The 22,119-nt window shown below is 72.5% G+C and carries 24 protein-coding genes; 16 read left to right on the top strand and 8 right to left on the bottom strand.

Going from position 1 to position 22,119, the window contains the following annotated elements:
* Window positions 1-221 precede the first annotated feature (221 nt).
* Complete coding sequence (locus ACWGR4_RS41285) at window positions 222-350, bottom strand: hypothetical protein (RefSeq protein WP_452129107.1); 129 nt, start codon at window positions 348-350, stop codon at window positions 222-224.
* A 503-nt stretch (window positions 351-853) separates the two neighbouring features.
* Between ACWGR4_RS41285 and ACWGR4_RS41290 the strand changes: the two genes are divergently transcribed.
* From ACWGR4_RS41290 to ACWGR4_RS41305, 4 genes are all read left to right on the top strand, one after another.
* Window positions 854-2,029, top strand: a complete 1,176-nt coding sequence (locus ACWGR4_RS41290) for an isochorismate synthase (RefSeq protein ID WP_380009339.1) — start codon at window positions 854-856, stop codon at window positions 2,027-2,029.
* A 131-nt stretch (window positions 2,030-2,160) separates the two neighbouring features.
* Window positions 2,161-2,487, top strand: a complete 327-nt coding sequence (locus ACWGR4_RS41295) for a hypothetical protein (RefSeq protein WP_452129106.1) — start codon at window positions 2,161-2,163, stop codon at window positions 2,485-2,487.
* A 191-nt stretch (window positions 2,488-2,678) separates the two neighbouring features.
* On the top strand, window positions 2,679-3,119 hold the full coding sequence (locus ACWGR4_RS41300) for a helix-turn-helix transcriptional regulator (protein ID WP_380009333.1): 441 nt from the start codon (window positions 2,679-2,681) through the stop codon (window positions 3,117-3,119).
* Window positions 3,120-3,129: 10 nt separating this feature from the next.
* The gene (locus tag ACWGR4_RS41305) at window positions 3,130-3,537 is read left to right on the top strand and encodes a VOC family protein (protein WP_380009330.1); all 408 of its coding nucleotides are present in this window, start codon (window positions 3,130-3,132) and stop codon (window positions 3,535-3,537) included.
* A gap of 23 nt (window positions 3,538-3,560) precedes the next feature.
* Here ACWGR4_RS41305 and ACWGR4_RS41310 read toward each other — a convergent pair whose 3' ends face one another.
* From ACWGR4_RS41310 to ACWGR4_RS41320, 3 genes are all read right to left on the bottom strand, one after another.
* Complete coding sequence (locus ACWGR4_RS41310) at window positions 3,561-4,343, bottom strand: SAM-dependent methyltransferase (RefSeq protein WP_380009327.1); 783 nt, start codon at window positions 4,341-4,343, stop codon at window positions 3,561-3,563.
* 205 nt (window positions 4,344-4,548) lie between these two features.
* Window positions 4,549-5,052 carry a PH domain-containing protein gene (locus tag ACWGR4_RS41315; protein ID WP_452129105.1) on the bottom strand — a complete coding sequence of 168 codons (504 nt, stop codon included), beginning with the start codon at window positions 5,050-5,052 and terminating at the stop codon, window positions 4,549-4,551.
* 106 nt (window positions 5,053-5,158) lie between these two features.
* Window positions 5,159-6,004, bottom strand: a complete 846-nt coding sequence (locus tag ACWGR4_RS41320) for an SAM-dependent methyltransferase (RefSeq protein WP_452129104.1) — start codon at window positions 6,002-6,004, stop codon at window positions 5,159-5,161.
* Between the two features lie 452 nt (window positions 6,005-6,456).
* Here ACWGR4_RS41320 and ACWGR4_RS41325 point away from each other — a divergent pair, with 452 nt between their 5' ends.
* The 5 genes from ACWGR4_RS41325 (at window position 6,457) to ACWGR4_RS41345 (ending at window position 10,820) form a co-directional block, all read left to right on the top strand.
* Complete coding sequence (locus ACWGR4_RS41325) at window positions 6,457-6,840, top strand: hypothetical protein (protein WP_380009315.1); 384 nt, start codon at window positions 6,457-6,459, stop codon at window positions 6,838-6,840.
* Window positions 6,841-7,689: 849 nt separating this feature from the next.
* On the top strand, window positions 7,690-8,385 hold the full coding sequence (locus ACWGR4_RS41330; protein ID WP_452129103.1) for a response regulator transcription factor: 696 nt from the start codon (window positions 7,690-7,692) through the stop codon (window positions 8,383-8,385).
* Between the two features lie 20 nt (window positions 8,386-8,405).
* Window positions 8,406-9,980 carry a sensor histidine kinase gene (locus tag ACWGR4_RS41335; RefSeq protein ID WP_452129149.1) on the top strand — a complete coding sequence of 525 codons (1,575 nt, stop codon included), beginning with the start codon at window positions 8,406-8,408 and terminating at the stop codon, window positions 9,978-9,980.
* A gap of 190 nt (window positions 9,981-10,170) precedes the next feature.
* The gene (locus tag ACWGR4_RS41340; RefSeq protein ID WP_380009306.1) at window positions 10,171-10,590 is read left to right on the top strand and encodes a hypothetical protein; all 420 of its coding nucleotides are present in this window, start codon (window positions 10,171-10,173) and stop codon (window positions 10,588-10,590) included.
* A complete protein-coding gene (locus tag ACWGR4_RS41345; RefSeq protein WP_380009303.1) occupies window positions 10,587-10,820 on the top strand; it encodes a hypothetical protein in 234 nt (77 codons plus the stop codon). The genes ACWGR4_RS41340 and ACWGR4_RS41345 overlap by 4 nt, the downstream gene beginning before the upstream one ends.
* A 175-nt stretch (window positions 10,821-10,995) precedes the next feature.
* Here the strand turns inward: ACWGR4_RS41345 and ACWGR4_RS41350 are convergent, their stop codons facing one another.
* A complete protein-coding gene (locus ACWGR4_RS41350) occupies window positions 10,996-11,712 on the bottom strand; it encodes a GNAT family N-acetyltransferase (protein ID WP_380009300.1) in 717 nt (238 codons plus the stop codon).
* Between the two features lie 194 nt (window positions 11,713-11,906).
* On the opposite strand from ACWGR4_RS41350, the gene ACWGR4_RS41355 reads away from it, so the two are divergent.
* The 3 genes from ACWGR4_RS41355 (at window position 11,907) to ACWGR4_RS41365 (ending at window position 15,003) form a co-directional block, all read left to right on the top strand.
* A complete protein-coding gene (locus tag ACWGR4_RS41355) occupies window positions 11,907-12,041 on the top strand; it encodes a hypothetical protein (protein ID WP_268812566.1) in 135 nt (44 codons plus the stop codon).
* Between the two features lie 264 nt (window positions 12,042-12,305).
* On the top strand, window positions 12,306-13,538 hold the full coding sequence (locus ACWGR4_RS41360; protein ID WP_452129102.1) for an LLM class flavin-dependent oxidoreductase: 1,233 nt from the start codon (window positions 12,306-12,308) through the stop codon (window positions 13,536-13,538).
* Window positions 13,539-13,599: 61 nt separating this feature from the next.
* Window positions 13,600-15,003 (top strand): NtaA/DmoA family FMN-dependent monooxygenase, encoded by a 1,404-nt coding sequence (locus ACWGR4_RS41365; RefSeq protein ID WP_380009294.1) that lies wholly within the window; start codon window positions 13,600-13,602, stop codon window positions 15,001-15,003.
* Between the two features lie 65 nt (window positions 15,004-15,068).
* On the opposite strand, the gene ACWGR4_RS41370 is transcribed toward ACWGR4_RS41365, so the two are convergent.
* From ACWGR4_RS41370 to ACWGR4_RS41380, 3 genes are all read right to left on the bottom strand, one after another.
* Window positions 15,069-15,803, bottom strand: coding sequence for a class F sortase (locus ACWGR4_RS41370; RefSeq protein WP_452129101.1), 735 nt, complete (start codon window positions 15,801-15,803; stop codon window positions 15,069-15,071).
* A complete protein-coding gene (locus ACWGR4_RS41375; protein WP_380009288.1) occupies window positions 15,796-16,563 on the bottom strand; it encodes a hypothetical protein in 768 nt (255 codons plus the stop codon). Before ACWGR4_RS41375 ends, ACWGR4_RS41370 begins: the two co-directional genes overlap by 8 nt.
* A 238-nt stretch (window positions 16,564-16,801) precedes the next feature.
* The gene (locus tag ACWGR4_RS41380) at window positions 16,802-17,563 is read right to left on the bottom strand and encodes a G1 family glutamic endopeptidase (protein ID WP_452129100.1); all 762 of its coding nucleotides are present in this window, start codon (window positions 17,561-17,563) and stop codon (window positions 16,802-16,804) included.
* A 721-nt stretch (window positions 17,564-18,284) separates the two neighbouring features.
* Here ACWGR4_RS41380 and ACWGR4_RS41385 point away from each other — a divergent pair.
* From ACWGR4_RS41385 to ACWGR4_RS41400, 4 genes are all read left to right on the top strand, one after another.
* Complete coding sequence (locus tag ACWGR4_RS41385) at window positions 18,285-19,130, top strand: alkaline phosphatase family protein (protein ID WP_380009282.1); 846 nt, start codon at window positions 18,285-18,287, stop codon at window positions 19,128-19,130.
* Between the two features lie 2 nt (window positions 19,131-19,132).
* Window positions 19,133-20,497, top strand: coding sequence for an MFS transporter (locus tag ACWGR4_RS41390; RefSeq protein WP_452129099.1), 1,365 nt, complete (start codon window positions 19,133-19,135; stop codon window positions 20,495-20,497).
* On the top strand, window positions 20,494-21,534 hold the full coding sequence (locus tag ACWGR4_RS41395) for a TolB-like translocation protein (protein ID WP_452129098.1): 1,041 nt from the start codon (window positions 20,494-20,496) through the stop codon (window positions 21,532-21,534). The genes ACWGR4_RS41390 and ACWGR4_RS41395 overlap by 4 nt, the downstream gene beginning before the upstream one ends.
* Before the next feature lie 122 nt (window positions 21,535-21,656).
* Window positions 21,657-22,070, top strand: a complete 414-nt coding sequence (locus tag ACWGR4_RS41400; protein WP_380009273.1) for a DUF3052 domain-containing protein — start codon at window positions 21,657-21,659, stop codon at window positions 22,068-22,070.
* Window positions 22,071-22,119 lie beyond the last annotated feature (49 nt).

Below are 22,119 nucleotides of genomic sequence, written 5' to 3' on the forward strand. Positions count from 1 at the left end.
GACGCGCACTCGACGCGGGTCGTCGGCACTCCGGCATTCCGGGCGCCCGGCGCGGTCGAACTCGCGGGAGGGTCGGTACGGTCCCGCTGCCCGTGGCCAAGGCGCGGATCCCGGCGGCGAGTTGGGTCACGCTCGGGCCTGGGCGGATGGACAGGGCCCGCGCCGGAAGGGTTTGGAGTCGGCCGCGGCCCGGGCCGGGGCGTGGCGGGGGACGACCAGGACTACGCCGGCGCGGGCCGATCCGGGGCCCGGCGCAGCGGCCCGACGAGGCGATCCGCCCGATACTCGCCCAACACCACGACACGGGTCACGCGACGGTGTACGGGGCCGGTGTCGCCGATGTGGATCACGGCTCTCCCTTGCCGGTCGTCCGGATGGCCCTTCCACGATGTGCGCCGCCGAGGGCGGGTTCCAGTGCCGGCCACCGGCGCACCGGAGCATCCCGGCGCGCGGGGAACTCCCTTGCGCGCCGCGGGAGTCGGTGACCGGAAGGCGGCATCCGGGCGAACGGGCCGGGTCGGCGGTCCGGTACGGAACGCGCGAATCCACCTGCGGGGCAAGGCGGAACGCCCCGCGAGGCGCCCCCGTCCGTACCGGTCGGGGGCGGGGTAGGGCACGGCCGATTCCGTCCGGCGCGCAGGATGGGCCGCCGTGCTTCGGGACGCGAGCACACCACCCCCGCGCGCCCTGCCGCCGACCCGTGGCCGGATGTTGCACTGGCGGGACGGCGGTGAGCCGCGCGGGCCGTTCCCGTCGTCGACCCCGCCCGCCACGACATCCCGTACAGCTGCCACGTCGGCGGCGGCGCCGCCCGTACACGGCCGGTCGGCGTCGCGCGGAACAGGAGTCGACGATGCCCCTCGGCCCGGCCCGCTTCCTGCTCGCCACCTCCCGACACCTGCTGCGCGCCCACCCCGGGCCGCCGCTGCGGGTCCGGCCCGGCCCGGGCCAGTTCGTCCGCGTCGCGCAGAGCGCCGAGCGGGCCCTGCGGCATGCCGGGCCCGGCCGGTGTGTGGTCGGCGCGCTCCCCTTCGACGAGAACACCCCCGCCGTGCTGGCCGTCGGTCGCATGTACAGCACGGCCCGCACCACCGTCGCGACCTGCGGAACGGCCCCGCCCCGGCCGGCCGGACCGTCGGCCACCGACCCCGCCTACCTGACCGCGGTCGCCGAGGTGGTGCGGCGGCTGCGGGCCGGCGACGCGCGCAAGGTGGTGCTGGCCCGCAGCCTGACCCTGGCGGGCCGATTCGACCCCACGGTGACGCTGGATCGGCTGTACCGCAACAACCCGGGCGGACACGTCTTCCGGCTCGACCTCGACCCGTGCGCGCCCGGACCCGACGCCCACCGCCCCGGCGTGCGCGGGCCCCGGCGCACCCTGGTGGGCGCCTCGCCGGAACTGCTTTTGTCCCGACACGGCGACCGACTCCTGCTCAACCCGATGGGCGGCAGCGCACCGCGACACCCCGATCCCGCACTGGACCGGGCCCGGGCCGCCGAGCTGCTCGGCTCGGCCAGGGAGCGGCGCGAACACGCCCTGCTGGTGGACGAGTTGCGCAGGGTGCTGACCCCGCTGTGCACCAGGCTCGACATCCCCGACCGGCCGGGCGTGGTGGCCACCGCACGGGTGTGGCACCTGTCCACCCGGATCCAGGCCAGATTGCGCCCACCGGTGCCCAGCGCGCTGGCGCTCGCGGCGCTGCTGCACCCGACCCCGGCGGTGTGCGGACTGCCCCGCGCGGCGGCCCGGACCCTGATCGACCGCCTGGAGACCCACCCGCGCGGCTACTACAGCGGCCTCGTCGGCTGGATGGACCGGCACGGCGACGGCCGCTGGATCATCGCGCTGCGCTGCGCGGTGGTCGGCCGCTACGGCATCCGGCTGTGGGCGGGCGCGGGCATCCTGCCCGAATCCGACCCGGAGGCCGAACTCGCGGAGACCAGCGTCAAGTTCGCCACCATGCTCGACGCCCTCGGCCCGCTCCCGGTGGAACACCGCCTGGTCCCGATGCCACCGCGCCACGCGTGAACGCACGCCGACGCGCGAGACACGCCCTCATCCGGACGAACCGGTCGGTTGCTGCGTGGTGGGGAGGTAGACCGGTCACGGGACCCGGCCCTCCCGGGTCCCGTGACGACCACCCCGATTCGGAGATCCGTATGTACTCGCTGAAGCGGTTGGGCCGGATGGCCGCGACCACCGGTGCGGCGCTCGTGCTCTGTACCGCGATGTCCACGAGCGGCGCGTACGCCGCCACGGGCACGTTCACCTACGTCTCCCCGGACTCGGGTGCGTTGACGATCGAGAACCCGGCGAACGGGGAGTGCCGGCTCCTGCTCCAGGGCGCGGTGCAGGCGGAGAACGGCACTGACGCAGGCGCCCGCCTGTTCGCGGACCGGGGCTGCGAGGAGCCGCTGAGCGTGCTGGCACCGGGCGAGTCGGCGGACTTCGGGGAGCCGATTCCGCACAGCGTGATGTTCGGCTGAGCGGGTCGCCGGCGCCGGCTCCTTCGCTTTCGCGCTTGCGCTTGCGCTTGCGCTCGCGCTCGGGGTCGCCTTCGCCGAGGCGGGTGTGCTCCGCCTCGGCGGCGTCCTCCGGGTGTTGTTCGCGGCCCCGTTCACGGTCCCGTTCGCGCAGGTCGTCGGGTATGTCGGCAACCGGCGGTAGCGTGGGCGGCATGACTCCGGAAGAGCTGGCCGATCTGGCCCACCTGCGGCGTGCGCGGGACCTGATCGACCGGGACTACGCGCGACCGCTCGACGTGCCGACGATGGCCCGTCGGGCGCTCATGTCGCCGGCGCACTTCTCCCGGCGGTTCCGGGCCGCCTACGGCGAGACCCCGTACAGCTACCTCATGACCCGCCGGATAGAGCGGGCGATGGCGCTGCTGCGCGGCGGGATGACGGTGACCGAGGCGTGCATGGCCGTCGGCTGTACCTCGCTCGGCTCCTTCAGCTCACGGTTCACCGAGATCGTCGGCGAGACCCCGAGTGCCTACCGTGGCCGGGAACACCCGGCGGTGGCGGCCATGCCCGCGTGCGTGGCCAAGGTGCGGACCCGGCCGGCCCGGGGCGGCCCGAGCAGGATTCGAGAAGCGGGTCCCGACGACGCCGGCTAGCGTTGGGCGCATGAAGATCGCACTCCAGTACTGCCACATCACCGTCAACGACGTCGACGAGTCGCTCGGCTTCTACCGCGACGCGCTCGGCCTCGAACTGCGCAACGACGTCGCCTCCGGCGACTTCCGCTGGGTCACCCTCGGCAGCGCCACGCAGCCCGACCTCGAGATCGTGCTCTCCGAGCCGCACGCCGGCCGCTCCCAGGCCGACGGAGACGCCCTTCAGGAACTGCTCGTCAAGGGCATGCTGCCGATGACCGTCTTCAGCACCGACGACCTCGACGCGACCTTCGAGCGGGTCCGAGCGTCCGGAGCCGAGGTCCTGCAGGAGCCGATCGACCAGCCGTGGGGACCGCGCGACTCCGCGTTCCGCGACCCCTCGGGCAACATGGTCCGGATCCAGCAGGCCAAGGGGTAGCACCGCTCGCCTTCGCGGTCGGCTCAGCGCAGCCGGCCCACGCCCGCGAACATGTTGGTGTCCTCGACGCCGACCGGCTCCTCCCCCTCGACGGGGTGCCAGTGCTGCATCGGCACGACACCCGGCTCGACGAGGTCGCACCGGTCGGCGAACAGGGCGGTCAACTCCTCCCGGGAGCGCAGATACATCGGCACGCCCCGGCGGTTGTACACCTCGGCCAGCGCGGTCGAGCCCTTGGCCAGGTCGGCCGTCGCGGCGGTGATGGCCAGGTAGCTGCCGGGGGCCAGCGGCGCGGTCAGCTTCTCGATCAGCCCGGCGGCGTCCTCGACGAACTGCAACATCGCGATGACCGTCACCGCGACCGGTTGGCTCAGGTCGAGGGTGTCGCACAACTCGGGGGTCGAGAACAGCGTGTCGGGCTTGCGCATGTCGGCCTCGACGTAGGAGGTGCGGCCCTCCGGGGCGCTGCTCAGCAGCGCGCGGGCGTGCACGAGCACGATGGGGTCGTTGTCGACGTACACCACCCGGGACTCCGGGGCGGTCTCCTGCACCACCTCGTGCAGGTTCGGCGAGGTGGGGATGCCGGTGCCGATGTCGAGGAACTGGCGGATGCCGGCCTCGGCGGTCAACCAGTGCGCCATGCGGCGCATCACGGCCCGGTTGACCCGCATGCTCGTCCACAGCCCCGGCCACACCTTGAGGGCTTCCTCGGCGGCCTCCCGGTCGGCGAGGTAGTTGTCCTTGCCGCCGAGCACGTAGTCGTACATCCGTGCCGAATGCGGCACCGTCGTATCCACCTGAACCATCCTCGGCCACTCCTGACTTCCGACTGGTAACGCGCTGGGGCCGGCAGGCACACGGTCCTGCATCTCAGGAACGTATAAGCGAGTTTCGAATCCGACAACCGCGCCGGGGCGTTCGTCCGCTTTGCCGACCGCGTTGCTTTGTTCGGGCCTGTTCGGGCCTGTTCGGCCCCCCGGCCCGTCCGGCCCGGCCCCGCCCCGGTGCCGGTCAGCGGTGGTGGGCCGCCGGGTGCGGGTCGAGGGCTTCGCGCCAGTAGCCGACCATGGCCGCGCAGGGGCCGGCCAGGCCGTCCGCCGCCACCCGGTCCTGGACGCCGGACAGATACACGGGGCGGCCGTGCCGGCGGCGGACCCGGATGCGGCGGGTGAGGTAATTCGGGGCAATGGCCCGGATCGAGAGGTCGGTGACCTCTGCCCAGGGAACGAACCGGGTACGGAAGAGGCCGCGGTCGGTGATGCCCTCGGGAGTGAGCCGGGTGCGTGCCACCACGCCGCGCACCATGAGGGGCGGGACGAGTACGAGCACCACCAGGCCCATCCAGATCGGGATGTACCAGCGGCTGACGTCACCGGCGACCGAGCGGCGCAGGAAGTGCGCCCACCCCGGGTCCACGGTCACCCACAGCGCCGCGGCGATCCCGACGCCGGCTGCGACGGCAGCGGCGATCCACTCCCGTCGCCGAGGGGTGATCCGGTATTCGAGCGTGTCCATTCGCCCAGGTTAGAGGCCTGAAGCGGCCCCGTCGGCGCGCTTTGACGGGTGCCTGAGAAGTCTTCCCACCTTCGGCAACGACGGGGTGTGCGACGTTGCCGGGATCTCAGGCGGCGCGGCGGCAGTGGAAGATGCCCCAGCTCATCCGGCCGCTGCGGCACGCGTCGACCCACAACGGCAGGTTCTCCTGGAGGGTGGCCAGGTAGGTCGGGTCGATCACGTCGCGGAGTTCGTCGGCGCGCCGGCGGGTCTCCTCGGTCAGGCGCAGGTAGTGGGTGAGCGCCTGCTCGCTGCGGTCGTCGAAGTCGATATGGGTCAGGCCCAGCGCGGCGATCTCGCGCAGGTAGAACGACGGCGTGGCGAACTCGGCCACCTCGAGCCGGGCCAGCACAGAGCGCAGCGCCTCGGGCGGGGTGCCGTCGGCGGCCATCAGGTCGGTGAAGACCAGGTCCCCCTCCGGGGCCAGCACACGAGCGGCCTCGGCCAGGAGTTGCCGCCGATCGCCGCTGTGGCAGAACGCCTCCTGCGACCACACCACGTCGAATTGCCCCGCCGGATACGGGATGTCCTGGAACGACCCGGTGACGACCTCGATCAGCCCGTCGAGACCGGCCTCGACGTTGGTGTCGCGATGCCGGGCGTTCTGCGTCGGACTGATGTTGAGCGCAACGACCCGACACCCGAACCGCCCGGCCAGGTAGCGAGCCGGCCCGCCGTACCCCGAGCCCAGGTCCAACACCGTATGCTCCGGCCCGAGCCGCCCGGCGACCCGATCCGCCGCGAGCTCGACGGCACGGCGTGACGCGACCGCCACGGATTCGTCGGCGCGGGCGTACACGCCGGTATGGATGTCCTCGCCGCCCCACACGGCCCGATAGAAACCGTCGACGTCACCCGTGCCGTAATACCGCCGCGCCGCCTCGGCAGCCGCGACCGCGCTCTCGTGACTCATCACCGCCACCTTCACCCTCCACTCATGCGCCGCCACCGGGTCGCCCGACGGCAGATGCGCTCGGATATACCGAATTCGACGTTAGTCGGCTTCATCACCGATGACCGGGATTCGGCAATCATCAGCTTTTTGGGGGTGGGCGGTCTCGGCGTGGTCGCCGATGGAAACGGAGACGGAGACGGAAGCGGAGAGGGAGACGTGTCGTTCGCGCTGTCCGAGAAACCCGAAGTATTCGAGCCCAACACACCTATCCGAAGCGCGAATCGGACAGTGAAAGACCGCGCGTCGCTGCGTCGATCAAAGCCCGTGCGATTGCCGACGTGAAGCCCGGTTGTTCTCACGGGAGTTCGCGCTACGATCCAGCGATCGTGGCGATGAGCGGGGGAAACGTGGGGCGTTGCGCCTGGTGGCGAACGGTGGTGTCGCGGGCCGTGCGCGGCACCACACCGGCTGTGGCAGCCGTCGTGATGATCTCCTGCTCGGTGTCGGGGGCCGACTTCGACCGCCCGTGGCACGACACCACGCGCGACTACCTCCACGCGGTCGCCGCAGGCCGACCGGCCACCGCATTTCACGGCGCCTGCAACGGCGCGCGCGAGGAGGACACCCGCCGGGTGGTGGCGGGCGAGGGCGCCGACTTCACGTTCTCGTTCGTCAATTCCACCAGGGAGGACGACCTGGCCACGGTGAACGTCTCGATCACCGGCGCCGACCATTCGCCGTCGCCCTACTGGGTCGACCTGCGCCGAGAAAACGGCAAGTGGGTGGTCTGCCGCCTGGCCCCAGGCAACGTCGCCATCGACGCCGGCCTCCCAGGAGACGCCCCAATCGGCTGACCGAACCGAGGCCGGCGCGTTGCCGGTTGGGATGCGGGTGGCCGGTGCAGGGCTTCGAGGCGACGGCTTCCGGCGAGGCGGCCCCATTGCCGGCCGGTTTTCCGCCGAGCAAAACGCCCGCCTCGTCGGGACCCCCAGGTCTCGGAACCCCGCACGCCGGCGGCGGCCCACCACCGACTCAGCCAAGCCCCGCACAGCCCGCGCAACCCAAGGCGCAACGCCCGCTGGGACCGCCCGACCCACTCGGCAAGGCCCTCCGGAGGACCCGACCCGACCGCCACCCTGCCCGCCGCTGCAGGTCGGTTTTCGCCGAGCAATGCGGCCGTCTCGCCGGGCCCCCAGGTCTCGGAGCCCCGCACGCCGGCGGCGGCCCGCCTCCGACTCCGACCAGCCCCGCACCGGCCGGCCTGCACCACAAGCGCAACGCTCGCCGAAAGCGCTCGACCCCCTCGGGAAGTTGCCCCGGCGGAATCGACCCGACCATCCGCCCCGCCCCGCCCTGCTGTCGGCCGGTTTTCGCCGAGCAAGACGCCCATCTCGCCGGAAGCCGCCGTCCCGGAGCCCGGCACGCCGCCGCCGGCGGCGGCGGGCCACCACCGACTCGGACCAACCCCGCACCAGCCACCCGCCACCCCGAGCGCACCGCCCGCCGGGAACGTCCCGCCCCCTCGGCCAGGCCCCGGCGGGCTCTCACTTCGCTCGACCCTCCGCCACCCCCGTCCCCGGAGCCGCGTGGGCGGGGGATACTCCCGGCGTAGAGTCCGACCAGCTTTGGGAGGGCCGGTGAGTTTGGGGTGATGGCGGGTGGTTGAGGGGGAGGGGGCCGTGGGGGCGGCTCGGGTGTTGGTTGTGGATGATGATCCTGCCATTCGGCGCGCCCTTGAGCGGGGGCTGCGGTTGGCCGGCTATCGGGTGCAGTTGGCCTCGGATGGGGCGGCGGCCCTGGCTGCGGTCGGGACCGGGGAGGGGGCCGGGGGGCAGGCGGCGCCGCAGGCGATCGTGTTGGACGTGGCCATGCCCGGGCTTACCGGGATCGAGGTGTGTGCCGCGTTGCGTGAGCGCGGGGTGGATACCCCGGTGCTGATGTTGTCCGCTCGGGACGAGACCGTCGATCGGATCACCGGGCTGGAATCGGGTGCGGACGACTACCTGGTCAAGCCCTTCGACCTGCGTGAACTCGAACTCAGGCTGCGTGCGCTGCTGCGCCGTCGACCGCCGGCCCCGGCCGGGGATCGGGTGCTGCGGGCGGGGCCGCTGACCCTGGACGGTGCCGCGTATCTGGCCACCTACGACGGTGAGCCGGTGAGCCTGACCGCTCGCGAGTTCGCGGTGCTCGACGTGTTCGTGCGCAACGCCGGGCTGGTTCTGACTCGGGATCAGCTGCTGGCCCGGGTGTGGGGCTACGACTTCGAGGTGCGGACCGATGTGGTCGACACCTTCGTGAGCTACCTGCGCCGCAAGCTGGAGGCCGGTGGCAGGCCGCGCCTGTTGCACACCGTGCGCGGGGTGGGCTTCGTGCTCCGGGTGTCGGACGGCCGGCGGTGAAGGCGGCGGAAGCGGTGAGCATGGCGGGCGGGGTCACCCCGACCACCCCCGCTGGTGGGTCCACCGAGGCCGACCGCCGTCCCTCGGGCGCGCCCTCCCTGCCCCGGCGCCGGCAACTGTCGATGCGGTTGTCCACCCGGATCGCGCTTGCCGTCGGCGTCCTGGTGCCCCTCCTCGTGATCGCGGCCGGGAGTCTGGTCGTGCGGTGGGTCACCGCTGATGTGACTCACCGTCAGGACGTCACGTTGCGGCAGCGCGCCGACCGGCTTGCTCCGGATGCGCGGGCGCTGCTGCGTGCCGTCGAGAACGATCGGGAGAATGCCGTGCGGGCCCGGGAGACCAGGCTGTTCGACGGGGCGCTCGACGTCGGGGTTCGCGTCGAACTACCCGGTGGGCCGGTCGCCGCCGGGCCGCAACCGCCGCCCGCGGTGGCGCTGCCGGAGAATCGGCGGTCCGGGCCGGTCACCGTGCGCTCCGGCGGCAAGGCGTGGCGCGTGATCACCCGGCCGCTGGGCGCTACGCGTTCCGGGGCGCCCGCGACGCTGCGGGTGTTCCAGCCGACGGCGGAGACCGAGGCCCGTACCGCGCTGCTGCACCGCCGGGTGTTCGTGGTCGCGCTGTTCGCCGTACCGATCTCCGCCCTCGCCGGCCTGGTCGTCGCCGGTACGACCACCCGCTCGTTGCGGGCGCTGCGTCGACGGGCGGCGGCGATCGAACCGGACGACCGGGAGCGGCCCGACGTACACGTCCCATCGGGGGTGGCCGAAGTAGACGAACTCGGTCGCACCCTCGCGGACGTGCTCGGGCGCTACGACGTACAGACCGCGCGAACCCGGGACGCCCTGGACACGGCGCGCGCGTTCGCCGCGACCGTAGACCACGAACTGCGTGGGCCGCTCACCGGGATGCGTACCGATCTCGACGTGCTCGCGGCCTACCCCGACCTGGCGGCGCACGAGCGCGTCGAGGTACTGGCCGACCTGACCGCCGGCCACGAGCGGATCCTGTCCCTGCTCGCCTCGCTGCGCGCACTCGCCCAGGGCGACCTGGCCGACGCGCAACCCTTCGAACAGGTCGACCTGGTCGAACTCGCCCACGAGGCGGCCCACGACGCGCGGCTCCGACAGCCCGGCGCGGAGGTCGAGGTGGTCGGCTCCGGCGAGGTCCGGGTCGACGGCCTGCGTCCGGGACTGCGCCTGGTCGTGGACAACCTGATCGGCAACGCACTCGTGCACGGGCGCGGCCCGCACGGGCCGACCCCGATCCGGGTCGCCGTCGAGGCGGTACCCGACGGCGCCCGGATCCGGGTGGACGACGCCGGCCCGGGGATTCCGGTCGACCGCCGCGCGGCGGTGTTCGAGCGGTTCCGGCGCGGACCGGACAGCCCGGGAGCCGGTCTGGGACTGACCCTGGTCGCCCAGCAGGTCGAGCTGCACCGGGGCCGGGTCACGGTCACCGACCCGCCCGAGGGCGTCGGTACGCGCGTCGAGGTCGTACTCCCGCTGCGGCACCCGGCGGCGGACGCGGCCGGCGACGACGGGATCCGGCACGACTGGCTGACCCGCGAACCGGGGGCGGTCGCCACCGCGAAGTGATCGTCGAAGCGGCCGGAGGAAGTGAGCCTCGAAGCGGCCCGGAGACCGAGGGATCAGGCGATTCCCCGGCCGAGTCCGGCTTCACAAGAACCGCACAGACGGCTCACAAGAACCCCACAGATCGGCGACCTACTCTCGCGGCACGCCACCCCGCAGCGGGGCGGTGAACCGTGAACTCGGGAGATCCACCATGTCTCGCCGTACCACCACTTCGCGCACCCGCGCGCCCCGGCGCCTCGCCACTCTGGGCGCCCTCGCCGCCCTGACCACCGTCGGCGCCCTGGTCTCGGCACCGGCCGCCCAGGCGGGCCCGATGCCGGCCGGCGACAAGCACAAGCCGGGCATCTGCAAGCGGGTTCCGACCATTGACACGCGCCTGACCAAGGCGATCGAGCGGCTCGGCGGCGACGCGACCGTCAAGGGGTCCATCGCACACCTGCAGGCGCGCATCGCCGAGGCGGACAAGCTCAACCGCCCGGCCGTGAAGACCTACCTGAACGACAAGTTGACGACGCGTCAGCGTCTGTTGCCGGAACTCAAGCAGCGCAAGGCCGACCTGGCGAACGTCAAGACGTGGTGCGACACGCAGCCGTCCGCCGCGGGCAAGTGAGCAGCGTGCGCCGCCGGATCGGCGGACTCGTCGTGGCGGCGCTCGCCCTCGGTGTCACTCTGACCGGGTGCGGCGGCTCCGACGGCGGCGACAACGGGTCGAAACCGGCCGGCAGCCAGGTCACGCCCGCCGACGCGCCCTCGGACATGGCCTCGACGGTGGCCGAGGCGGAAAAAGCCGCCGACCGCGCCGACCAGGACGCCACGGCGGCAGAGGACCCGCCGGGCTGACGGCCCCGCCGAACCTCGCGGGCCCCGGACCCTACGGCCCTGGGACCTCACGAGCCTGGGCTCTCGCGGACTCCGGGACCTCACGGCCCCACCGACCCACGACGATCGGTACGTACACCCCGGCGGGCCGCACGCGCGGCCCGCCGGCCCCACGTCCACCCGGCGCCCCGCCTACCTACCGCGCATTCACTCCCGCAACAGGCTCGTCGGCCGGAACCCGTACCGCCAGGAAGGTCGGGGTGTGCCGCAGCCGGAACCCCAGCGACTCGTAGAGCCGTATCGCATTGGCATTCCCCGCCGAGGCATGCAGGAACGGAGTCTCGCCCCGACCCCGTATCCCGGCCACCAGCGCCAGGACCAACCGCGTCGCCAGCCCCCGCCCCCGGTGCGCGGGATCGGTGCACACCGCGCTGAGTTCGGTCCAGCCGGGCGGATGCAGGCGCTCCCCGGCCATCGCGATCAGCGCGCCCTCGTGGCGGACACCGAGATAGGTGCCCAGTTCGATCGTGCGGGGCAGGAACGGCCCGGGCTCGGTGCGGGCGACCAGGTCCGACATCTCCGGTACATCGGCGGCGGTGAGTCGGACCAGCGAGTCGTCGGGGATGCCCATCACGACGTCGCCCAGGAGCTGTACGCCCGCCAGCCGCATCACCACCTCCCAGTCCTCGGGCGGCCGCAGGGTCTCCCCATCGGCCAGTGGTACGACCACGCCGGGACCGGCCAGTGCGGCCAGATCCGCCCAATCCGCCGCGCCCGGATCGTCCGGCAGCGCCGCGAACGGCGATACGTCGACGGGATAACGCCGCACCCGCCCCTTGCTCTCGGCAAGGCCGGCATGCGGTCCGGTCAGGGACGTGTAGACCGCGTTGTCCAACACCCGCAGATCGCTCACGCGGCACCGCCCGGCCATCGGGACTGAGACATGATTCGCAGGCTACGAGCATGATCCCGCTCCGTCAAAGGGTGTTCACGGTTCGAAACGACGCCCGACGCCGGCGCCGAGCGGGTCGATGGACAAGACCGGACATGCTGCGTTAGCGTCGCGACGTCGACCGATATCGGGGGAACGATCGCATGAGCGGGTGGATGAGTACGGCGAATCGCCGCGCCACGCCTGCCGCGTACCCCCGCACCGCCGCCGGCGCGATGTCGCCCCGGGCGCGGTTGACCCGACGCCTGTTCATCGATCTGCGCCGCTCCGCCGGCTCCCTGTGTCACTGACCGGGTAGCACCCTCCACCCACCCGGGCCCACCCGGCTGCTCCACGAAACCGCCCGTTCCGTGCGCGACATCGCGTGCGCCAGGGCTCGTGGTCGGCCGATTCCGCGCATGAACTCCCGCCTGTAGCAGGCAACTTCGACATGCCCCAGCGGGCTGTCCGGCGCCGCCGCGCGCCCGGGCCGAATCATGGCGCGCGTCTTCCCGGCCGGGACCCACCCTCACCACCGCCACCCGCCCTGCCCGTCGAAAGCGAGAACCGAACCCATGTCATCCGTACCGAACCCCGCGACCCCCCTCCACCTGGCCGTGGCCCTCGACGGCGCCGGTTGGCATCCGGCCGCCTGGCGCGAACCCGACGCCCGCGCCGACGAGTTGTTCACCGCCCGCTACTGGACCGACCTGGTCGCGGAGGCGGAGGCCGGGCTGCTCGACTTCGTCACCATCGAGGACGCGCTCGGCCTCCAGTCCACCGCGTACGACCGCATCGACGACCGGACCGACCAGGTGCGCGGTCGACTGGACGCGGTGTTGATCGCCGCCCGCGTCGCGCCGTCGACCCGGCACATCGGGCTGGTCCCGACGGCGACCGTCACGCACACCGAGCCGTTCCACGTCTCGAAGGCGATCGCCACCCTCGACTATGTGAGTCTGGGCCGGGCCGGCTGGCGGGCACAGGTCTCCCGGCCGGTGGACAACGCCCACTTCGGGCGGCGCGAACAACCGGCGTTCACCTTCGCGGACCTCGGGCAGCCCGAGGCGGTGGCCGCGGTCGCGGAAACCTTCGCCGAGGCGCGGGACTTCATCGAGGTGGTGCGCCGACTGTGGGACAGCTGGGAGGACGACGCGGAGATCCGCGACGCGGCGACCGGCCGCTTCATCGATCGCGACAAGCTGCACTACATCGACTTCGTCGGGCCGAGGTTCCGGGTCCGCGGCCCGTCGATCGTGCCGCGCCCGCCGCAGGGGCAGCCGCTGGTCACCGTGCTGGCCCACGACACGGTGCCCTACCGGCTCGGCGCCGACGCGGCCGACGTCGTGTACGTAACCCCGCGCGACCACGACCACGCGCGGGCCATCGTCACCGAGATCCGAGCCGAACAGCGGGTCGCGGGACGGGAGTCGGAGACCGTACACGTCTTCGGCGACGTGGTCGTCGTCCTCGACGAGAGCACCGCGGCGGCGCGCGAGCGCAAGGCACGTCTCGACGACCTCGACGGCGCGGAGTACCAGAGCGACGCGTTCGTATTCACCGGCACCGCCGCCGAGTTGGCGGACCTGCTCCAGGACTGGCAGCGCGCCGGGCTGACCGGATACCGCCTGCGCCCGGCCGCGCTGCCCCACGATCTGCAGGCGATCACCCAGGAGTTGGTGCCCGAACTGCAGCGCCGCGGCGTCTTCCGTACCTCCTACGACGCGGGTTCCCTGCGCTCCCGCCTCGGCCTGCCGCGGCCCGCGAACCGCTACGCCGCGCCCGCGCCGGCCGCCGCCGCGTCGTGACTCCGGCGCACCCCACCGTCTCGCCACCCGCTCCGCCACTTGTACGAAGGAACCCATCCCGATGAGCAAGCCGCACAAGCAGATCATCCTCGGCGCCTACCTGGGCGGGGTGAACCACCACACCCTGTGGTCCGATCCCGGGGCCGGGAGCCAGATCGACTTCGCCTCCTTCCGGCACCTGGCGCAGACCGCCGAGCGCGGCCGGTTCGACTTCTTCTTCCTCGCCGAGGGCCTGGCGCTGCGCGAACGCCTCGGCCTGATCTTCGACCAGGACATCGTCGGCCGCCCGGACACCCTGCCGGTGCTCGCCGCGCTCGCCGCCGTCACCGAACACCTGGGCCTGATCGGCACGATCAACGCCACCTTCAACGAACCCTACGAGCTGGCCCGCCAGTTGAGTTCGCTCGACCACCTGTCCGGCGGCCGGGCCGGGTGGAACGTGGTCACCTCGTTCGACGCCTTCACCGGCGCCAACTTCCGCCGCGGCGGCTTCCTGCACCGGGACGACCGCTACACCCGGGCCGGCGAGTTCCTGGCCGCGGCCCGCGAACTGTGGGACTCGTGGGGGGCGGACGCGGTGGCCGCCGACCGGGAGGCGGGGGTGTTCCTGCGCGACGCCAAGGCCGGTGAATTCGCCTTTGCGGGCAAGCAGTTCGACATCTCCGGCCGGTTCACCACGCCGCGCGGCCCGCAGGGCAGGCCGGTGATCCTCCAGGCCGGCGTCTCGCCGCAGGGTCGCGACTTCGCCGCCGGCGGGGCCGACGCGATCTTCTCCCCGTACCACCGCCTCGACGAGGCCCAGGAGTTCTACCGGGACATCCGGGCCCGGGCCGTCCGGCTCGGCCGGCCCGCCGACGCGGTCAAACTGCTGCCGCACGCGTCCTTCGTACTGGGAGAGAGCGAGGCCGACGCGATCGAACGCCACCGCGACATCACCCGGCGGCAGATCGGCGGACGAACCGCGCAGATCCTCCTGGAGACGGTCTGGAACCGCGACCTGTCCGGCTACGACCCCGACGGGCCGCTGCCGGACGTGGATCCCGACCCCGAGGGCCCACCGGTGGTCCGCGGTCGGGCCCGGATCGCCGAGGACGCGCACCGCAGGGTGGCCGAATGGCGTCAACTGGCGGAGGCCAACTCGTACTCGCTGCGCGACCTGGCGATCCACGTCTTCGGCCGCACCGAGTTCGTCGGCACTCCCGAGCAGGTCGCGGACCGGATCGACACGTTCGTCCAGCAGGACGGCTCCGACGGGTTCATCCTCGGTTCGCACCTGACCCCCACCGGCCTCGACGAGTTCGTCGACAAGGTCGTGCCGCTGCTCCAGGAACGTGGTTCGCTGCGCACCGACTACACCGGTACGACGCTGCGCGACAACCTCGGCCTGCCGTACCCGGACGCACAACCGGAGGCACAACCACACGCGCTCTCGGACACCCGACCGGACGCGACCCGGGTGGCCTGAGCCACCACATGCCCATGCCCGGTCGTCGCGGACGACGACCGGGCATGGGCACGCGCGAGGGTGGGTCAGCGCGAGCCCGTCAGGTGCGCGAACAGGATGGTGTTGTCCTGGTAGCCGCCCTTGTCGGCGTCGTACTCGCCGCCGCAGGTGATCACCCGCAACTCGGCGCGGTTCAGGTCGCCGTACACCCGCTGGGTCGGGAAGTCGGTCTTGGTGAAGCGCTCCACCGCGTCGACGGTGAAGATCGCGGTGCTCTGGTCGGCTCGGCGGATCTCGACGGTGGCACCCGGACGCAGGGTGCCGACCTCGTAGAAGACGGCGGGGCCGGCGGCCGAGTCGAGGTGGCCGACCAGTACGGCCGGTCCGAGTTCGCCGGGAGTGGGTCCCTGGTCGTACCAGCCGGCGTGGCGCTCGTTGTCGGCGGGCGGCACCTGCACGGCACCGTCGGCGTCGAGGTCGACCGAGGTCAAGGGGGCGTGCACGCCGATCTCCGCGATGTCGATCGTGACCGGCTCGGAACGGGCCAGGACCGGGCCCTCCGGCGGTGCCGGCGCCGCCGCGGGGCCGGCCGGATCGGCGGGACGGGCGGGACGGGCGGGATCGGCGGCATCGGCCGGTGCGCCGGCGGCCGGGGAAGGGGCCGCCGTGGCAACGGCCTTGGGCGCGGCCGTGGCCGTCGCGGGCGGGCGACGGTTCTGGTAGCCGATCACGCCGAGCACGACACCGCACACCACCGCCGCGACGGCCACCACCAGCAGGAGGCGGTGGCCGGCGCGACGAAGGAAGGACGTGTCAGCCACGCAGGCTGCCCCGACGCAGCGCGAACGCACCGGCGCCCGCACCCGCGACGGCCAGCGCGCCGCCCAGGGCGAGCAGACCGGCGTCGGACTCGGTGGTCCCGCCCGAGCCACCGGCGACGGCGCCGACCGGCATGGTCTTCGTCTGCGTCCCGTGCTGGGCCGCCGGCTTGGCGATGTGGTGCGGCGTGGTCTTGTCGTTCTTGTGGTGCACGTGCTTGGGCTGCTCGTGCTTGGGGTGTTCGGGCTTGTGGTTGTGCACGATGTTCGTCGTGTGGTTGTTGTTGATGTTCACCGTGTTGTTGGTCGTTTCATTGACCGTCACGTTCGACGTGTTCACGGTGTTGTTCGTGACGTTGTTGATCACGATCGGCCCGGGGCTCGGCTTGTGATCGGGCTTGTGGTCCGGCTTGCCGGCGGGCCGGTGATCCGGCTTGTGGTCGGGCTTTTCGGCCGGCTTCCCGGACGGCTTGTGGTCCGGCTTCTCGGTGGGCTTCTCGGTGGGCTTGTGGTCGGGCTTGTCGGACGGCTTGTGGTCCGGCTTCCCGCTCTCGCAGTCGTGCGTGGGCCGGGGGCAGCGACCCACGCCGTCGGCGCTCCGCGCCGCCTGGTCCTCGTCGGACCCAACACTGGTGCCGGTCGCCGGCGCCTTGAGGGTCTTGCTCTGCGGGCCGAGACCTTCGGCTGCGGCGGCCGTGCCGCCCAGGGCCACGGCCAACAGGCCGGCGGCTACCGTGCTGCTAAGGACACGAGTGGTACGCATCAGCGTTGTTCTCTCCTTCGCGGCCGGCGCGTGATCGGTGATCCGATGGGGAACGCGGCGGCGCATCGGAGGGTTGCCTCCGGTTTATGCGAATATCACTCTTTGTAGCTTTTTTGACACATATGGGCGATCGTGGCGATGGTCGGCGGTGCCTTTATCACGGCCGCCGCCGACCACCCGCGACCGGCGGCCCGCCGACTGCCGGGCCGGCGACCCGCCGACTCCCGTCGGACCGACGTCAGTAGTGCTTCCAGGTATCGGTGAACGCGTCGCCGGAGGCCGACAACGGGCCGGGAGTCGCGTCCGTGACACCGTTCTGCACCATGGTGACCGGCCCGGCCGATGCGGCGGCGAGCGTACGGCCGTCGATCGTGGCGTTGGTGAAGGTAACGCTGCCGAAGTCGGCCAGTGGGGTGCGCGCGCCGTTGCGGCTCGGCGCCTCCGCGATCACCTCCGCGCTGCCGTTGGTGGCGCCCCGGTAGCGCGCGAGCGTCTTGGTCTCGGTCCAGCCGAGCGTCGAATTGGTCAGCTTGGTGGTGTAGTTGTCCGAACCCGGGTTGTACACCACCGAGGCGGTCATGGTGTCGCCCGGTCGGACCGGATCGCGGAACACCGACTCCGGGTCCGGGTAGTTCTCCCACCAGGCGAAGTAGCGCGGCGTGCCGCCGACCCGGTTGCACTCGGCCTGGGTGCCGGTCTGCTCGACGGTTTTGCTGCCCCTGCCGTCCAGGCCGACCCAGATCGACACCGCCCCGGTATGGGCACAGGTGATCGACGGCTGGATCCATGAGGCGGAGACCGAGTGGTAGGTGGATCCGGAGGCGGCGTAGCCGGACCAGTTGCCGGAGGTGCCACCGGCGGCCGAGCGAGCCCCGGCCGGGGTGTCGGCAGCCGACGACGCGGCGGCCGCGGCGGGTGCCGCGCCGATCAACGGCGCACACAGCAGCAGCGCGACGCAGCCGCCGTAGGACCGAAAGGGCGTTCGGGCACGTGGGATCACGATGACTCCCGAGGAGTGATGGGGGAGGGTGGACGCCCCCGAAGGTCCCGTCGAGGCGAGCCGGACCGACGGGGGCGGTGCCCGGGGACCCGGATGGACGAGCGGGCCGCCGTGGCGATCCAGAGGTTGGCGCGTTTCGGCGGGGTCGGTCAACGGCCCTTCGAGGCCCCGCCGTCCACTGGCGACGACGGCCCTCGACCGGCAACGGCGAACACCCGCGACACCCGCTCCGACCTGCGCCGATACGTCCCGACCGGCCGAACCCGGCGGCCAATTCCGTGGATTCGCCAGTGGACGGACCGGCAATCGGCCAGGGGCGTGCGTCCACTGGCGAATCCAGGGAATTGGCCCCGCCCGACGAGCGATCGGGGGACGCACGGGGAGCGCTCGACGAGCCCCCGACCCGCTCCCGACGAGCACCCGGCGACCCCGAGCCCCCGGCCCCCGCTCCCGCGCCGTCCACAGATTTGCCGGGCCGTCGACAGAAAGCCGGCCGACGCCCGGCGACGCGTTGACGTGTGCTCCGTCGGTGCGGGACCTTCGTCGGCACCACGCCCCGGCCGACCGACCCCGTGTCGCGAGCCGGGCGGGTTCCCCCACTCACTCATCGGAGACAGGCATGCCTTTCGCATTCGCCGAGGCTCGTTCCCGTACCCGCGCCCGAGACCGGTCCGGCTCCCGCGACCGGACGCCCCGCCCCCGCTCCCGGTTCCGCTCCCGCGTGTCCCTCCCGCTCGCCGCCACCGCCGCCGGCGGCCTCGCGCTGGCCACCCTGTCCGGGGCCGGCCCCGCCTCGGCCGCGACCACCCCGGCACCGGACCACATCGTCGTGGTGATGATGGAGAACCACGCCTACGGGCAGATCATCGGCAGCGGCAGCGCCCCGTTCATCAACTCGCTGGCCAACGGCGGCGCCCTGCTCAAGGCGTCGTACGGGATCACCCACCCCAGCCAGCCGAACTACTTCGCCGTCTTCTCCGGCAGCACCCAGGGAATCACCGGCGACTCCTGCTACCAGGTCGGCTTCTCGCACGCGGCCAACCTGGCCTCCGAGGTGATCGCCGCCGGCAAGACCTGGGGCAGCTACAGCGAATCGTTGCCCAGCGAGGGCTCGACCACGTGCAGCAGCGGCAAGTACGCCCGCAAGCACGTGCCCTGGTTCGGCTTCGACAACGTGCCCACCTCCAGTGCGCACACCTTCGGCCAGTTCCCGGGCGACTACGCCAAACTGCCGAACGTCTCCTTCGTGATCCCGAACCTGTGCAGCGACATGCACGACTGCGGGGTGTCCACCGGCGACAACTGGCTGAAGAAGAACCTGGGCGGCTATGCCGATTGGGCCAGGACGCACAACAGCGTGCTGGTGGTCACCTACGACGAGGACGACAAGCACAGCGGCAACCACATCCCGACCGTGCTCTACGGCCAACCGGTCAAGGCCGGCAGCTCCACCTCCACCTCCTACAACCACTACGACGTCCTGCACACGATCGAGGACCTGGCCGGTACGGGCGCGCACGCGGGCAAGTCCGCCTCCGCGCAGTACATCAGCGGCATCTGGAACTGATCGTGTACCTCGCGGACAGCCGTCGCTCCCCGGCGTCCGACGCCGCCCCGGTCCGCCGACCGGGGCGGCTCCGGGGCGTCGCCGGCACCGTGCTCGTCCTGGGGATCGTCAGTCTCCTCACCGACGTCTCCTCGGAGATGGTCACCGCGGTGCTGCCGCTCTACCTCGTCACCACGGTGGGCCTGTCGCCGCTCGGCTTCGGCGTCCTGGACGCGGTCTACAACGGCTCGGCGGCGCTGATGCGGCTGCTCGGGGGGTTTCTCGGCGACCGCGGCGGCGGCCGGTACAAGGTGGTGGCGGTGATCGGCTACGCCCTGTCGGCGCTGTGCAAACCGGTGCTCGCGTGCGTACACACCCTGACCCTGCTCGGCGCGGTACTGGCGGTGGACCGCACCGGCAAGGGGCTGCGCACCGCGCCGCGCGACGCGCTGATCTCGGCGGCCACGTCGCCCGAGCGGCGGGGACGCGCGTTCGGGGTGCATCGGGCGATGGACACCGTCGGCGCGCTCGCCGGTCCGGTGCTGGCGTACCTGATCCTGCGCGTCGCCGTCGACGGGTATCACGCGGTGTTCGTGGTGAGTTCGTGCGTGGCGGCGTTCGGCGTACTGGTGCTCGTGTTGTTCGTGCCGCGCGATCCGCGGCCGGCTTCCGCGGACGTGGGTGCAAGCGAGGTCGGAACAGGGCCCCCGCAGGCGACGTCCGGCCCGGGCGGGGTGCGGGCGCTGTCGGCCCGACCGCGGCTGCGTCGGCTCACCGTGTGCGCCGCGCTGCTCGGACTGGTCACCGTCGGCGACTCGTTCGTGTATCTGCTGCTGCAACACCGGTATCGACTGTCCGCCGAGTGGTTCCCGCTGTTGCCGATCGGCACCGCCGCCGTGTTCCTGCTCCTGGCCGCCCCGTTGGGCGCGGTCGCCGATCGTATCGGCCGGTGGCGGATGTTCCTGCTCGGACACCTGGCGCTGCTCGGGGCGTACGTGTTGCTGCTGCGTTCCGGGGCGGACGGCGGATGGTTCGCCGGTGCGGCGCCGGTCGTGGTGCTCGCGCTGCACGGGCTGTACTACGCGGCCACCGACGGGGTGTTGCCGGCCGCCGCCGCGAGTGCGGCGCCGCCGGGGAGCTGCGGCGCGAGCCTGGCCCTGGTCGGCACCGGGCAGGCGATCGGGCGCTTCGTGTGCTCCCTGACCCTGGGCGCGCTGTGGACCCGCTGGGGTGATCGGGCCGCGTTGTCCCTGATGGCGGCGGCGCTGGTGGGGGCCCTGGTCGTGGCGTGCCACGTGCTGCGGGGGGCCGAACCGCCGGCCGCGCAGGGGACTTGCCCGCCCGTCGCCGCGTCCCCTACCCGCCCGACCGACGAGGAGCCCGGATGACCGTCGACCGAACGACCGCCGCCCGCCGCCTGGCCGTACTGCTCGTCGCCTTCGTGGTGTTGGCCGCGGCCGGCACGTGGGCGGTCCTGGACGCCGCCGAACGTGCGGGTCGGCGCGATCGGGAACAGCCGGGCGGGCCCGCGGTGCACCCGGGTCCGCTCGCGCTGGGCCCGGCGGCGGGCGGCCCGCGGTTGCTCTTCCGCAGCATGGCCTGGGGGCCGCACCGGGACGAGATCGCGGGCGTACCCGCCGATCGACCGGACGGGCCGCGCACCGTGTCCGGCCTCAAGTGCCTGCGTTTCCACGCCGCTTCGGGCACCGGGATCTGCCTGCGGGCCGAGCACGGGCCGCTCGTGGACACCTACCGGGCGGTGATCCTGGACGCCGACCTGCACGAGAGGCGCAGCTTCCCGGCCGCCGGAATCCCGACCCGGGCCCGCGTCTCGCCCTCCGGCCGGATGGTCGCCTGGACGGTGTTCGTCAGTGGAGACAGTTACGCGGGTGCCGAGTTCTCCACCTGGACCACGATCGTGGACACGCACACGTGGACCGTCCAGGAGAACCTGGAAAGCTTCGCGGTGACCAGGAACGGTCGTCCCTACCGGGCACCCGACCTCAACATCTGGGGCGTCACCTTCGCCGACGACAACCGGTTCTACGCGACGGTGGCCACCGACGGACACACCTGGCTGGCCGCCGGCGACGTCGCCGCGCACACCCTCACCACGCTGCACCAGAACGTCGAATGCCCCTCCCTGTCGCCCGACGGCACCCGGATCGCCTACAAGAAGCGCGCCCCCGAGGCGCCCGACGACGCACCCTGGCGGTTGTACGTGCTCGACCTGCGCACGATGACCGAGAGCGCCACCGCCGAACGACGCAACGTCGACGACCAGGCGTTGTGGATCGACGCTGCCACCCTGCTGTACGCCCTGCCCGGCGACTACGGCGCCGACCTGTGGACCGTCCCGGCCGACGGCACCGGCGCGCCCCGGATGCTCGCCGCGAGCGCGCTCGCCCCGGCCCTGGTGGGATGACCGGAAGGCGCGCCGGCACCGGCGCCCGGCGACGACCTCCCGCGTGGATCACCGCGAGCACCGTATGTATCTGCTTGGCTACTGTGTGACGTGACAGGCGCGTCGTGATTCGGGAGGCAGCGATGAGCACAACCGAGTACGAGCAGACCAACCCCGCCGTCCGGCTGGACCTCGAACCCGGCCAGATCGTCCAGGAATTGGGCTACGACGACGACGTCGACCACGACCTTCGCGAGGGCATCGAGTGGCTGACCGGCCACGACCTCGTCGACGAGGACTACGACGACATCGCCGACGCCGTGCTGCTCTGGTTCCGCGCCGAGGACGGCGACCTCGCCGACACACTGCTCGACGTCGTCGGCCTGCTCCCCGAGGACGGCGCCGTCTGGCTGCTCACGCCCAGGCCCGGCCGGGACGGCGCGGGCGATCCCGACGCGGTCGAGGAGGCCGCGCGCAACACCGGCCTGAGCCGGACCCCGGCCGTCGACGTCGGCCCGGACTGGGAGGCCACCCGGCTGGCCGTCGCCGGGAAGTAGCCGTCCGGGTACCGACGCGGGGGTGTGGCGGACGATCGAGCCGCCGCAC

Source organism: Embleya sp. NPDC055664, from assembly GCF_053618075.1.